The sequence below is a fragment of the Nocardia sp. 852002-20019_SCH5090214 genome (assembly GCF_001665865.1).
Classification (GTDB): Bacteria; Actinomycetota; Actinomycetes; order Mycobacteriales; family Mycobacteriaceae; genus Nocardia; species Nocardia nova.
The window spans coordinates 1-13,060 of record NZ_LZMK01000372.1 but is presented as its reverse complement, the minus strand read 5'-3'; the positions used below and the strand labels follow the sequence as shown (position 1 = coordinate 13,060).

The 13,060-nt window shown below is 68.8% G+C and carries 11 protein-coding genes; 5 read left to right on the top strand and 6 right to left on the bottom strand.

Going from position 1 to position 13,060, the window contains the following annotated elements; genetic code table 11:
* Window positions 1-56: 56 nt before the first annotated feature.
* Window positions 57-659, top strand: coding sequence for a TetR/AcrR family transcriptional regulator (locus A5780_RS30280; protein WP_064910633.1), 603 nt, complete (start codon window positions 57-59; stop codon window positions 657-659).
* Between the two features lie 127 nt (window positions 660-786).
* Here A5780_RS30280 and A5780_RS30275 read toward each other — a convergent pair whose 3' ends face one another.
* From A5780_RS30275 to A5780_RS30250, 6 genes are read right to left on the bottom strand one after another with little or no spacing between them, the layout of a single operon-like run.
* Window positions 787-1,962: a lipid-transfer protein gene (locus A5780_RS30275; RefSeq protein WP_030517302.1), complete on the bottom strand. Its 1,176-nt coding sequence runs from the start codon at window positions 1,960-1,962 to the stop codon at window positions 787-789.
* Entirely contained in the window at window positions 1,959-2,378 is a 420-nt protein-coding gene (locus A5780_RS30270; RefSeq protein WP_030517303.1) for a MaoC family dehydratase, read from the bottom strand. Before A5780_RS30270 ends, A5780_RS30275 begins: the two co-directional genes overlap by 4 nt.
* Window positions 2,375-3,325 (bottom strand): bifunctional MaoC family dehydratase N-terminal/OB-fold nucleic acid binding domain-containing protein, encoded by a 951-nt coding sequence (locus A5780_RS30265; RefSeq protein ID WP_082976818.1) that lies wholly within the window; start codon window positions 3,323-3,325, stop codon window positions 2,375-2,377. The genes A5780_RS30270 and A5780_RS30265 overlap by 4 nt, the downstream gene beginning before the upstream one ends.
* A 22-nt stretch (window positions 3,326-3,347) precedes the next feature.
* Window positions 3,348-4,517, bottom strand: a complete 1,170-nt coding sequence (locus A5780_RS30260) for an acyl-CoA dehydrogenase family protein (protein ID WP_030517305.1) — start codon at window positions 4,515-4,517, stop codon at window positions 3,348-3,350.
* The gene (locus A5780_RS30255) at window positions 4,502-5,581 is read right to left on the bottom strand and encodes an acyl-CoA dehydrogenase family protein (RefSeq protein ID WP_063010088.1); all 1,080 of its coding nucleotides are present in this window, start codon (window positions 5,579-5,581) and stop codon (window positions 4,502-4,504) included. The genes A5780_RS30260 and A5780_RS30255 overlap by 16 nt, the downstream gene beginning before the upstream one ends.
* Window positions 5,582-5,635: 54 nt before the next feature.
* The gene (locus A5780_RS30250; protein ID WP_064910629.1) at window positions 5,636-7,819 is read right to left on the bottom strand and encodes an acyl-CoA dehydrogenase; all 2,184 of its coding nucleotides are present in this window, start codon (window positions 7,817-7,819) and stop codon (window positions 5,636-5,638) included.
* Between the two features lie 150 nt (window positions 7,820-7,969).
* Here A5780_RS30250 and kstR point away from each other — a divergent pair, with 150 nt between their 5' ends.
* The 4 genes from kstR to A5780_RS42270 all read left to right on the top strand — a co-directional run.
* Window positions 7,970-8,626 (top strand): cholesterol catabolism transcriptional regulator KstR, encoded by a 657-nt coding sequence (gene kstR / locus A5780_RS30245; protein WP_030517308.1) that lies wholly within the window; start codon window positions 7,970-7,972, stop codon window positions 8,624-8,626.
* Window positions 8,627-8,792: 166 nt separating this feature from the next.
* Window positions 8,793-11,366 (top strand): trehalose-phosphatase, encoded by a 2,574-nt coding sequence (gene otsB, locus A5780_RS30240; protein WP_063010092.1) that lies wholly within the window; start codon window positions 8,793-8,795, stop codon window positions 11,364-11,366.
* Between the two features lie 136 nt (window positions 11,367-11,502).
* Entirely contained in the window at window positions 11,503-12,432 is a 930-nt protein-coding gene (locus A5780_RS30235) for a metal ABC transporter solute-binding protein, Zn/Mn family (RefSeq protein WP_082976813.1), read from the top strand.
* 11 nt (window positions 12,433-12,443) lie between these two features.
* On the top strand, window positions 12,444-13,060 hold a 617-nt coding region (locus tag A5780_RS42270; RefSeq protein ID WP_231983150.1), incomplete at its 3' end, for an ATP-binding cassette domain-containing protein.

The following is a 13,060-nucleotide window of genomic DNA, read 5'->3' as shown; positions in this document are numbered from 1 at the left end:
TAGAGCACCTCTACACTTGTAGAGGATGATCCGGTGCGAAACGAGAGAAGGTGACGATGTCCACACGTCCAGCGGGTGAGGTGGGTGCGGCGGACCGGCGCGGACTCATCGTCGGCACGGCGATCGACCTGATCGCCCGCCAGGGGCTGCGGGCGCTGACTCATCGGGCGCTCGATACCGAGGCCGGCTTGCCACCCGGGTCTACCTCGTACTACTTCCGCACCAAGCGAGCACTGATCGAGGCGATCGTCGACGCGATCACCGAACGATCGCGCACCGATTTCCGCGCCGCCGACCTACCGGCCTCGGACCCGGACGACATCGCCGCCGCGGTCGCCGCGTGGCTGGACAACCTACTGGCGCAACGCCGTAACCATCTGATCGCCCGCCACATGCTGATCACCGACCTGCTCGGCGACCCCGACCTGCATCCCCGCCTGGTCGCGAGCTTGTTCTCCCATCGGCACGCCCGTGAGCTGTTCCGCGCGCTGGGCGCCACCGATCCCGACACGGCCGCGTCCGATTACATCGCCGTCATCGAGGGCTTGGTCTTCGACCGATTCGCCGGTGCGCGAACAGGTTTGGCGGCCGGGACAGCGCGAAGTGTCGAACAGCTGGCCCGCCCACTGCGGGCCCACTTGCGCGTGGGGTCCGGATAACCGCGATGAGCCATCGGTCGATCCGCATCGGGGTTGAACTTTTCGTGCAAACCTCGGCGCTTTCGGCGGATTTCCCACCTTTTCGCCGAGGTTTGCACGGGAAGTTCATGCCCCACGGGCGCCCGGATCAGGCCGCGGTCAGTACCAGTCCGGAGGTCGGCACACCGGTGCCGGCGGTGACGACGATGTTCTCCAGGCCCTCGACCTGGTTCACCGAGCTGCCGCGGATCTGGCGCACTCCCTCGGCGATGCCGTTCATCCCGTGGATGTAGGCCTCGCCCAGCTGGCCGCCGTGGGTGTTGAGCGGCAGCCGGCCGCCGATTTCGATCGCCCCGTCGGCCACGAAATCCTTGGCCTCGCCGCGACCGCAGAAGCCCAGCTCCTCGAGCTGCATCAGGACGAACGGAGTGAAGTGGTCGTAGAGAATGGCCGCCTGCATATCCTCCGGCCGCAGTTCGCTCTGCGCCCACAGCTGGTCGCCTACGAGGCCCATTTCCGGCAGGCCGGTCAGGGCGTCGCGGTAGTAGCTGGTCATCACGTACTGGTCCGCACCCGACCCCTGGGCCGCACCGGCGATCAGCGCGGGCTTGTTCGGCAGGTCCCGGGCGCGCTCGGCACTGGTGACCACGATGGCGACCCCGCCGTCGGTCTCCTGGCAGCAATCCAGCAGATGCAACGGTTCGGCGATCCAGCGCGAGGCCTGGTGGTCGTCGAGCGTGATCGGCTTGCCGTAGAAATGGGCCGCCGGATTCACCGCCGCGTGCTTGCGGTCGGCGACCGCCACCCGGCCGAAATCCGCACTGCTCGCGCCGTATACGTGCATATAGCGCCGGGCCACCATGGCGACCTGCGCGGCCGGAGTGCCCAGGCCGTGGGTGTAGGAGAATGCGTTGTCCACACCCGACGAGCTGGGATTGCCGGTCGCCAGATGAGTGGCGAACTGCCCGAAGCGATTTCCGGACCGCTCGTTGAACGCGCGGTAGGCCACCACGACATCCGCGACTCCGGTGGCGACCGCCATGGCGGCCTGCTGCACGGTCGCCGCCGCCGCGCCGCCGCCGAACGGGATGTTGCTGAAGAACTTCAGGCTCGGGATACCGGTGGCCCGCGCGACCGCGGCCTGGGTGTTGGTATCCATGGTGAAGGTCGTCAGGCCGTCCACATCGGCGGGCGTCAGGCCGGCGTCGGCGAGCGCGGCGGTGACGGCCTCGGCCGCCAGGCGCAGCTCGCTGCGGCCGGAGTCCTTGGAGAAATCGGTGGCGCCGATGCCGACGATGGCGGCGCGGCGGCTCAGACCCGTCACTGGCGTGCCTCCTGCAGGGAGATAACGGCTTTCGCCGTGATGTGGTCGCCGAGGCTGTCCTTGCCGACCACGTCGATGGTGATGTCCGCGCCGTCCACGGCCGCCACGGTTCCATTGAGCGTCAGGGTGTCGCCCGCGTACAGCGGCACACCCAGGCGCAGGGCGATGGATTTCACCACCGCCCCCGGCCCCGCCCAATCGGTGACGAAACGCTGCACCAGACCGGTGTCGGTGAGGATGTTGACGAAGATGTCCTTGGACCCGCGCTCCACGGCCTTGTCGCGGTCGTGGTGCACGTCCTGGAAGTCGCGGGTGGCCAGGGCGGTGGAGACCACGAACGTCGGGTCGGCGTGAATCACCAACTCGGGCAGAGTGGTTCCGACCTGCACGGCGGTCGGCTGAATCGTGGATGTCATCGCACGGCCTTCCAGTAGGGCACGGTGTTGTCGTCGTCGAGCTGCTGGAAGCCCACTTCGACGGGCAGGCCCACCTCGACCTCGGCGGGGTCGATGCCGCGCAGCTCACCGAGCATGCGCACGCCCTCCTCGACTTCGACCAGAGCGACGACGTACGGCACCTGACGGCCGGGCACCTTCGGCGCGTGGTGCACCACGAAACTGAAGACGGTGCCGCGACCGGAGGCCACCACGTAGTCGGACTGTTCGTTGTGGTCCTTCCACAGCGCCGGAACCGGCGGATGCTGCAACGATCCGTCCGGGCGCTGCTGGATCCGCAGCTCACCGAGTTCGGTTCCGGCCCAGAAGAATTCGGTGTCCTTGGACACGGTGGGCCGGACCCGCTTCGCCAGATCCTCCGCCGACACCTCGCCGGGTTCGGTGGCGGCGGACTCGGCCGTGCCGGGTGCGAACTTCAACATCCGGAACAACATCTCGGTGACGGGTTCGTCGTCGACGTACCAGGTCAGCAGATAGGTCGCGAACCAGCCCTCGCCGAGGCCGGTCCGCTTGGGCCCCACCAGTTCTCGCAGTCTGGTCCGCGCCACCGGACGCTCGCCGGGGCGCAGGTAGCGGTGGTAGGTCTGCTCACAGTTGGTCGCCACCACCGACGTGTAACCGGCGGCGTCGAGCAGATCGTTGACCGCGTTCATCGGGTCGTCGGCGGGCCGTGAGCCGTGCAGACCGGGCATGGTCCACACCTGGGCCATGGCCGGCGGTGCGACGATGCCGGGATGTCCGGCGGCGCGGGCGGCCTCGTCGTCGACGTAGATCGGGTTGGCGTCGCCCAGCGCCTCGACCCAGTTGTTGATCATCGGCTGGTTCACCGGGTCGCGGCCGAGGCGCGGAGCGGACTCGCCCAGCTGCTGGATCTTCTCGCCGGCGGCGCGGATCTCTTCCGCTGTCATGGTTTCCGACACGCGAAAACTCCTATCTCGGTACGCGGGGCAGGCGCAGGCCCATCTGCGCGATCAATTCGCGCATGACCTCGTTGACGCCGCCACCGAAGGTCACGACCAGGTTCTGCTTGGTGCGTTTGTCCAGCCAGGTCAGCAGTTCCGCGGTGGCCGGATCGGCCGGATCGCCGAAGCGCCCCACGATCTCCTCCGCCAGCCGGCCCGCCTCCTGCAGCGCCTCCGTGGAGTACACCTTGGTCGCCGAGGCGTCGGCGATCACATCCCGCTGATCGGAATCGGGGCGCTCCATATTCGAGGCGACCTGCCAGTTCAGCAGTTCGTTGACCCGCACCATGGCGTGCAGGCGGCCCAGCGCGCGCCGCACCTCGGGCTCCTCCAGGACACCCTGGCGCCGCGACCAGTCACGCACGCGCTCGTAGAGCTGCTCGATCTTGCCGGACGGTCCCAGGCTCACCCGCTCGTGATTGAGCTGGGTGGTGATGAGCTTCCAGCCGCCGTTCTCCTCCCCGACCAGCATTTCCGCCGGCACGCGGACGTTGTCGAAGTAGGTGGCGTTGGTGTGATGCGCGCCGTCGGCGGTGATGATCGGCGTCCACGAGTAGCCGGGATCGGTGGTGTCCATGATCAGGATCGAGATGCCCTTGTGCCGGGACTCGACCGAACCCGTGCGCACCGCGAGCCAGATGAAATCCGCCTCGTGCGCTCCGGTGGTGAACACCTTCTGCCCGTTGACGATCCAGTCGCCGTTGGCGTCGCGCACCGCCGAGGTCCGCAGCGCGGCCAGGTCGGTGCCGGCGTCCGGCTCGGAATATCCGATGGCGAAATGGATGTCGCCGGTGAGGATTCCGGGCAGGAACTTGCGCTTCTGCTCGTCGGTACCGAACGACTGCAGCGCCGGGCCGACGGTCAGCAGCGTCACCAGCGGCACCGGCACATCGGCGCGGACCGCCTCGTTGTAGAAGATCTGCTGTTCCAGCGGGCCGAAGCCCTGGCCGCCGTACTCCTTCGGCCAGCCCACGCCCAGCCACCCGTCGCGGCCCATTCGCTTGACCACCGCGCGGTAGGCGTCGCCGTGGCGGTTCACCGCCATCTCGGCCTCCTCCTCGGGAGTGACGAGATCGGCGAAGTAGGCGCGTAATTCGTCGCGCAGCTTGTGCTGTTCAGCGGTCAGATCGATGTACATCTGGCTCCCAACCGGTCCAGCCGGAACGACGCACCGCCGAGCCAGCGGGCGATGTCCTTGGCTTGTGAGTAGTAGCGGTGCAGCGGGTGAGTCACATCGACGCCGATGCCGCCGTGCAGGTGATGGCACCGCTGCATGGCCGCCGGCAGCTCGGAGGCCACGCAGAACGCCAGCACATCGAGGTCGTCATCGACACGTTCCAGGTGCTTGTCACCACTGTAGTTCTCGCCGCCGAAGGTTTGCGCCAGCGACCAGTTCGCGGATGTCGCGGCCACCTGCAAGGCGCGCGAGACCACGTAGACGTCGGCGATTTCCTGTGCAACAGCCTGGAATTCGGCCAGCGGGCGGCCGAACTGCTGCCGGGTCCGCAGGTGTTCCGAGGTCAGCGCCAGCACGCCTTTGAGCAAACCGTCGGCGACCGCCCCGAGGGTGGCCAGGGCGATGCGGTGCAGGTCCTCCAGTGGGATATCAAGCAGTTGCGCCGCCGGAATCACCGTGTCGTCGAAGGCCACCGAGAATTCCGGCGCGCCCGTGGAACTCGGGCTCTCGGTACGGGTGATGCCGTTCGCGTCACCGTCGACGACCGCGATACCGCGATCGGTCGGCACCAGAATCCACTGTGCCTGTTCCGCGTACGGCACCGCGATCTTGCGGCCGGTGATCCGCACCGAATCGCCGTCGGCCACCGCCTTCGTCTGCGGTTCGGCGACGAACGGGGCGCCCGGTTCGTGCAGTGCCGCGGTCAGGATCGCGCCCTTGGCGACGGCGGGAAAGACCTTGGCCGCCAAGTCGTCTCCGACATGGCCGACCAGCGGCAGTACGCCGAACCCGAGGGTCGACAGCGCCGGCACCGCCACCGCGTCGGTCGCGAGTTCGGTCAGCAGGGTCGAGACCTCGAGCAGTCCCATCCCGTCGCCGCCGTGCTGTTCCGGCAGCGGCAGCGCCAGCAGCCCGCTGTCGACCAGCGCGGGCCACAACGCGAGATCACGCGCGCTGTCGTGTTCGAGCAGGCTCACGACGACTTCGGCGACCGCGTCCTGACTCTCGTCTCTGGTGAAGTCCAATTCTTTTGCTCCCTGTCGGATGTGGGCTGCTCTGGTGGCCACTGCCCTGCGGTATCAGCCCTTCGATTCGCGCGGCAGCCCGAGAATCCGCTCACCGGCGACGGTCAGCAGGATCTGTTCGGTGCCGCCGGCGATCGACAGACAACGAGTGAGCAGGAATTCCTTCACCACGTCGGTATCCAGCGCACCGGCCGTGCCGGACAGTTCGACCGCGAATTCGGCCACTGCCTGCCGGTGCCGGACGCCGACCAGTTTGCGGACGCTGCTCTCCGCCGCGGGGTCACCGCCGGACAGCAATTTCGCGGCCGCACGCGCCTCCAGCAACGTGCCGGCCACCGAATCGGCGACCAGCGCGCCCAGGCGATCGGCGACCACCTCGGCACCCGGGCCCGCGGTGGGAGCTGCGGCGATCAGGGCCTCGAGCTCGTCGCCGATTCCCTTGCCGCCCATGGCCACTCGCTCCGCCGAGAGCGTGGACCGGGCGATCCGCCAGCCGTTGCCGAGCTCTCCCACCAGGCAGTCGTCGGGGACGAACACGTCGTCGAGGAAGACCTCGTTGAAGCGCGCCTCCCCGGTGATCTCCACCAGCGGCCGGATCTCGAGCCCCGCACTCTTCATGTCGACCAGGAAGTAGCTGATGCCCTTGTGCTTCGGCGCGGCGGAATCGGTGCGCGCCAGACAGATTCCCCACGTGGCACGGTCGGCGAGCGAGGTCCACACCTTCTGGCCGCGCAGCTTCCAGCCGCCCTCGACCCGCTCGGCGACGGTGCGCAGCGCCGCGAGATCGGAGCCGGCGCCCGGCTCCGAGAACAGCTGGCACCAGATGACCTCACCGGTCAGCGTGGGCAGCGCGTAGCGCTCGATCTGCTCGGGCGTACCCCACTGCAGCAGGGTCGGAATCGCCCAGTTGGCGATCGCCAGATCCGGCAGCTCGATTCCGGCCTTACGGATCTGATCCTCGATGAGACTGCGCTGAATCGGGTCGGCGTCGCGACCGTAGGGAGCCGGCCAGTGGCAGGCCAAGAGTCCCGCCTCGGCCAGTGCGCTGCGCTGCTCTCCGGCGGGCAGCGCGGCGATACGGGCCAGGTCGGCGGCCAGCACGGTCCCCTCGGCCGTGTCCAGACCCGCTGCCTCCCATGCCGATCCGCCTTCGGCGTCACCGAGGTCGACAGAGACGTTGCGCCGCACTCCGGCATGCGTCAGCTTCGCCACCTCGGCCCGCCAGTGTGCCGAACCGCCCAGCAACGCCCGCAGCGCGGTCGCGCGCCGCAGGTACAGGTGCGCGTCGTGCTCCCAGGTGAAGCCGATACCGCCCAGCACCTGGATGCAGTCCTTGGCGTTCTCCACGGCGGCGTCCAGCGCGATCGCCATCGCGACGGCGGCGGCCAGTCGCAGTTCGCCACCCCCCGCATCGGTAGCTCCCGCGGCGGTCGCCGGATCGGCCGCTGCCGCCGCGTCCGCCGCCACGGCGCGGGTCTGTTCGGTGCGGCACAGCATCCAGGCGCAGATGTGCTTGATCGCCTGGAATTCGCCGATCTTGCGGCCGAACTGCTCCCGGACCTTGGCGTAGTCGACCGCCGTCTCCAGGCACCAGCCCGCGATTCCCGCGGCCTCGGCCGCGATCAGCGCGGCCACGAGATCGCCCACCGCGTAGGGCGGTTCGAAGATGTGCCCGGCCGGCACCGCGACGCCTGCGCAGACCACACGGGCCAGCGGAGTGCTGGGGTCCAGGGGCTCGAGCGCCTCGACCGTCACGCCCGGCGTGCCCGCCGGCAGCAGGCACCACAGCTCGCGGTCGCCGGAGCGTACCGGCAGCAACAGCGCGGTCTGCTCGTCGGCGCCGAGCACGGTCTCCCAGGTGCCGGTCACTTCCAGCGCGTCGGTTGCGTTGTGCGACAGCACAACAGGCTCGCCCAGGGCGATACCGCAGGGCGTATCCTCGTCGAGGGTGTCGCCGGCAACGAGGCCGGCCAGCGCGGTAGCCGTCACCGGTCCGCCCACGAGATCATGCGCCGCCTGCTCGATCAGCACGGCCAGATCGCTCACGCAGCCGCCCGCGCCGCCGGCCTCCTCGGGGACCGCGACGCGGAAGATGCCGAGGCCCACCAGGCCCGGCCAGAATTCACGCCAGTACCCCGGCGCGCCACTGCGCATTGTTGCAATCGGGTGCACCGCTGCGGCCCATCCGCGCATCGACTCCTGGACGGCTTTATGCTCGTCAGTGGTGGCGATGGTCACACTCCATACCGCCTTTCCGGCGTGACTCCCACACCTAGAACATGTTCTAATGTGACGGTCGGGCGTAAGTCAAGGGGCGTCCGTCGCCGCCGCTGAACTACGCTCGTCGGCCACCGGAACCGACGTGCGTGCAGGAAAGGACTTTCACGAATGGCCAGTCCCTCCCGAGAGCAGGCAGCCGACTCGGGTGCGCAGAACGGAGCCCGCAATCGCGCGACGGTCAGCACCCTCAGCGAGGACGAGCTGAGCTCGGCGGCCCAGCGCGAACGGCGCAAGCGGATCCTCGACGCCACCCTCGCGCTCGCCTCCAAGGGCGGTTACGACGCGGTGCAGATGCGCGCGGTCGCCGAACGCGCCGACGTCGCGGTCGGCACGCTGTATCGGTACTTCCCCTCGAAGGTGCATCTGCTGGTCTCGGCACTGGCCCGGGAATTCGAGCAGTTCGACAGCAAACGCAAGCCGCTGGCCGGGCAGACCCCGCAGGAACGCATGCACGTGATGCTGACCCAGGTCACCCGCGCCATGCAGCGCGATCCCCTGCTCACCGAGGCCATGACGCGAGCGTTCATGTTCGCCGACGCCTCCGCGGCCGCCGAGGTCGACCGGGTCGGCAAGGTGATGGACCGCTTCTTCGCGCGGGCCGTGAACGAGGGCGAGCCCACCGAGCGCGATCTGGCCATCGCCCGCGTCATCAGCGACGTGTGGCTGTCGAATCTGGTGGCGTGGCTCACCCGGCGCGCCTCGGCGACCGATGTGGCCGAGCGCCTCGACCTGACCGTCGACCTCTTGCTGGGCGAAAAGTCCTGAGCGCGCGGCAGGGAGCGGATTGCCGGACAATGTAGGTCCGGCGTTCGAAACCTGCCTGGCGAGCTCGTGTAAACAGCACGTATCACTGCGCCAACACGCGGGCAAACCTGACCCAGTAAAGTTTCTCGCGCCCTGAAAAATCTCCTCCGATCACTAGGTTGGATGCGTGAGCGCACAGGATCTGCCACACGAACTTCGCCGTGCCTTGTCGGCCGTAGCCCGCGTGCCGCGGCTATTGGTCGCTTCGGACTACGACGGGACAATCGCGCCCATAGTCTCCGATCCGGCAAAGGCCTATCCCCATCGGGAATCGGTCAGCGCATTGCGTGCGCTCGCCGGCCTGACGACCACTACCGCGGCCGTCATCTCCGGCCGCGCGCTGCGAGATCTCGCGGCGCTTTCCCGGCTTCCCGTCGAGGTGCAGTTGATCGGAAGCCACGGCTCCGAATTCGATGTCGGATTCGTGCACGCCATCGACAACGACGCCAAGCAGTTGCTGACCGAGGTGCGCCACGCCCTGGCCGCCATCGCCGACGACAATCCCGGCGTCACCGTCGAGGCCAAGCCGGCCAGTATCGCGCTGCATGTGCGCAACGCCACTCCCGAGGTGGGCCGGCGTGCGCTGCAGCAGGCCCGGCAGGGTCCGGCGAGCTGGGTCGGCATTCAGGTCACCGAGGGCAAGGCGGTCATCGAACTGGCCGTCATCCAGACCGACAAGGGCGCGGCTCTCGACATCATCCGCCATCAGGAGGGCGCCTCGGCCGCCGTCTTCTTCGGTGACGACGTCACCGACGAGAAGGCCTTCGCGCGGCTGTCGGGTCCGGACATCGGCATCAAGGTGGGCGACGGCGAGAGCCTCGCGGAGTACCGGGTGCCCAGCACCGAGGAGGTCGCCAAGGCTTTGGCGTTCCTGCTCGAGGAGCGCCGTACCTGGCTGGCGGGTGCGTCGGCGCCGCGCATCGAGCGGCTGACCATGCTGGCCTCGCCGCGCTCCAAGGCGCTGCTCACCCCCGACGGGACCGTCAGCTGGTTCTGCCATCCCGAGCCGGATTCGGCGGCGGTCTTCGCCCATCTGCTGGGCGGCCCGGCTGCCGGACATTTCACCATCGCCCCCGAGCGTCAGAGCCTGCCGCTGTCCCAGCGCTACGTCGACGGCACCATGACCGTCGAAACCCGTTGGTCCAGTTTGAAAATCGTCGACTACCTGCCGCACGACGTCGCGTTGGAACGCACCGATCTGACCCGCGTGATCACCGGTGACGCGCGCGCGGTGGTCACCTTCGCACCCCGCCCGGAGTTCGGGCAGGTGCCGGTGACGCTGGTCCGCGAACCGGCCGGCCTGCGCGTGCACGGCACCAACGATCCGATCGTGCTGCGCTCCCCCGGCGTGCAGTGGGAGATCTCCGAAGAGGGCATCCACCACGTCGCCCGCGCGGTGGTCGACCCTTCGCAGGGGCCGATCGTGCTCGAAATGCGCTGCGGCACCTCCGATCTCGCCCCAGCGATGGTCAGCGAGGCGGATCGGCGCAACGAGGCCGAGCGGTACTGGCGCGACTGGGCCGCCGATCTGAACCTGCCGCCGCTGAAGCCCGATCTGATGAAGCGTTCGGCGCTGACCCTGCGCGGGCTGGTACACGCCCCGTCGGGGTCGATTCTGGCCGCGGCCACCACCTCGCTGCCCGAGGACATCGGCGGCGTCCGCAACTGGGACTACCGCTACTGCTGGCTGCGCGACGCCTCGCTCACCGCGCACGCCCTGGTCACCCTGGGCTCGCTGGCGGAGGCCGAGGATTTCCTGGCCTGGACGCACCGCGTGCTCGAGACGCTGGCCGGACCGGAACGCCTGCACCCGCTGTACACGCTCTACGGCGAGACGCTGCCCCCGGAGGCCGTGCTGGATCAGCTGCCCGGTTACGCGGGCTCGCGGCCGGTACGCGTGGGCAACGCGGCGAATATGCAGGTCCAGCTGGATGTGTTCGGCCCGATCGTGGATCTGATCGCGGCCCTGGCCGAGGCTCGGGAGGGCAAGGGCATTCTCGACCCGGCCAAGGCACTGCCCGACCGCGACTGGGAACTCGTCGAGGCCATGGTCCAGGCTGTCCAGCGCCGCTGGCGCGAACCGGACCACGGCATCTGGGAGATCCGTGGCAACCCGCGTCACCACGTGTATTCGAAGGTGATGGGCTGGCTGACGGTCGACCGGGCTTTGAAGCTGGCCGAGCGGTTCGACCGCGGCATCGACCCGGTGTGGGTCGAACTGCGCGAGACCATCGCCGACGAGGTCAAGGCCAAGGGCTGGAACGAGCAGGTGCAGTCCTACACGGCCGCCTACGACGGCACCGATCTGGACGCCGCGACCCTGCACATCGGCCTCAGCGGACTGATCGAACCGTCGGATCCGCGCTTCGCGGCCACGGTCGTCGCCACCGAGGCCGAATTGCGCAGCGGCTCGACGGTATACCGCTATCACCACGACGACGGCCTGCCCGGCGGTGAGGGCGGCTTCCACCTGTGTGCCGCCTGGCTGGTGGAGGCCTACCTGCTGATCGGCAAGCGCGAGGACGCCGAGGCGCTGTTCGCCCAGCTGGTGGATGTCGCCGGCCCGACCGGACTGCTCAGCGAGGAGTACGACCCGGTCGCCGAACGCTCCCTGGGCAACCACCCGCAGGCCTACAGCCATCTGGGTCTGCTGCGCTGCGCCCAGCTGCTGAGCCAGCCGGTAGCGGCCATGGTGCAGTAGCCACCGGTCGCCGGATTCCCGTTCCAGGGCCCGCGGTCGCTCGGATCGAGCGGTCGCGGGCCCTGTTCGTGGTGCGGTTCACATCCCGGCCGGTCCGATCGATGGGGTCCGGGCCCGCCACATACGTTACATTTAAATGGAAATCGTTTCCGTTAAGAGCTCATGTGCAGGAGTACCCCGCGTGATCAGAAGTTTCGCCGCTCGAATCGCTGTCGTCACGCTGGGAATCACCACCGCGGTCACGCTGGCCGCCTGCTCGGGATCGTCCTCGGATTCGGGGAAGCCGAAAATCGTCGCCTCCACCGATGTCTGGGGCAGCGTCGCGGCGGCGGTCGGGGGTCCCGACGTCGAGGTGAAGTCGATCATCGACAGCCCGGCCGTGGACCCGCACTCCTACGAAACCAGCCCGACCGATGCCGCCGCGATCCGCGATGCCGCGCTGGTGCTCTACAACGGCGGCCACTACGACGAATTCGCCGAGAAGGCGGCCGCGGGGCGCGGCAAACCCAGCATCGCCGCGTTCGACTTGCGCTCGACGCCGAACGACGAGAACGAGCACGTCTGGTACGACATGAAGACCGTCGACGCCGTGGCCGGGCGGATCGCCGACGAACTCGGCCGCATCGATCCCGAGCACAAGCAGGCCTTCACCGATCGCGCCGCCGGATTCCGCGCCCAGCTGGCGAACATCTCCGCGATCACCGCGAAAGCCGCGGCCGCCCACCCGAAGACGCCGGTACTGCAGACCGAACCGCTCGCGCACTATCTGCTGCTGGCCGCCGACACCGACGACCGCACCCCGCACGCCTTCGAGGAGGCAATCGAACAGGGCACCGATCCCGCGCCGGCGGATCTGGCGGCGGTGCGAGAGCTGTTGACCGGCAAGCAGGTTCGCGCGCTGGTCTACAACATCCAGACCGAGGACAAGACCACGAAGGATGTCGCCGCGACCGCGAAATCCGCGGGTGTGCCGATCGTCGAGGTCACCGAAACCCTCCCGGCGAACACCGATTTCGTGAAGTGGCAGACCGACAACGCGACGGCACTGGCCGCCGCGCTCGGCTGAGGGAGGTAGTGATGGCGGGACGCACCCGAACCGAAGCGCCGGAATCCGCCGGCAGCGGAGCCGACGCACTCTCCGGCGACGGCCACACCGATAGGGACGGCGACCAGCGGACCCGGCCGACCGCCGACGAATCCCCGGATACGGCGGCCCGGCCCGGCTCTGTCGCGAGCACGCCCCGTTTCGACGGCGCGGAGTGCGCGTTCTGCGAGGAGACCGGCGAGGCGGCGACGATTCCCGCGACCACATCAGCGGCGGCCACGGCGGCACCCGCGGTATCGCTGCGGGGTGCGAGCCTGGCGTTCGGGCCGCGCACGCTCTGGGAGGGCCTCGATCTCGACGTCGCGCCCGGCGAATTCGTCGCGGTGCTGGGACCCAACGGATCCGGTAAGACCTCGCTGCTGCGGATGCTGCTGGGGCAGCTCGCGCCGAGTGCGGGGACGGTCGAGGTGAGCGGGGCGCCCGCCCGGCTGGGCAATCCGCGTATCGGCTATGTGCCACAACAGAAGACGATCGATGCCGGTGTGCAACTGCGCGGGATCGATCTGGTCGGGCTGGGCGTGGACGGGCATCGCTGGGGGCCGGGCGGGCGCCCCGCTCACCTCGACCGTCCCCGCACTCGGCGCGAGCT

Excerpts from the sequence above, each read along its gene's own strand:
- A5780_RS30260 (WP_030517305.1), bottom strand. The coding sequence starts at position 4,517 with ATGTACATCGATCTGACCGCTGAACAGCACAAGCTGCGCGACGAATTA.
- A5780_RS30270 (WP_030517303.1), bottom strand. The coding sequence starts at position 2,378 with ATGACATCCACGATTCAGCCGACCGCCGTGCAGGTCGGAACCACTCTG.
- kstR (WP_030517308.1), top strand. The coding sequence starts at position 7,970 with ATGGCCAGTCCCTCCCGAGAGCAGGCAGCCGACTCGGGTGCGCAGAAC.
- A5780_RS30280 (WP_064910633.1), top strand. The coding sequence starts at position 57 with ATGTCCACACGTCCAGCGGGTGAGGTGGGTGCGGCGGACCGGCGCGGA.
- A5780_RS30265 (WP_082976818.1), bottom strand. The coding sequence starts at position 3,325 with ATGACAGCGGAAGAGATCCGCGCCGCCGGCGAGAAGATCCAGCAGCTG.
- A5780_RS30235 (WP_082976813.1), top strand. The coding sequence starts at position 11,503 with ATGGAAATCGTTTCCGTTAAGAGCTCATGTGCAGGAGTACCCCGCGTG.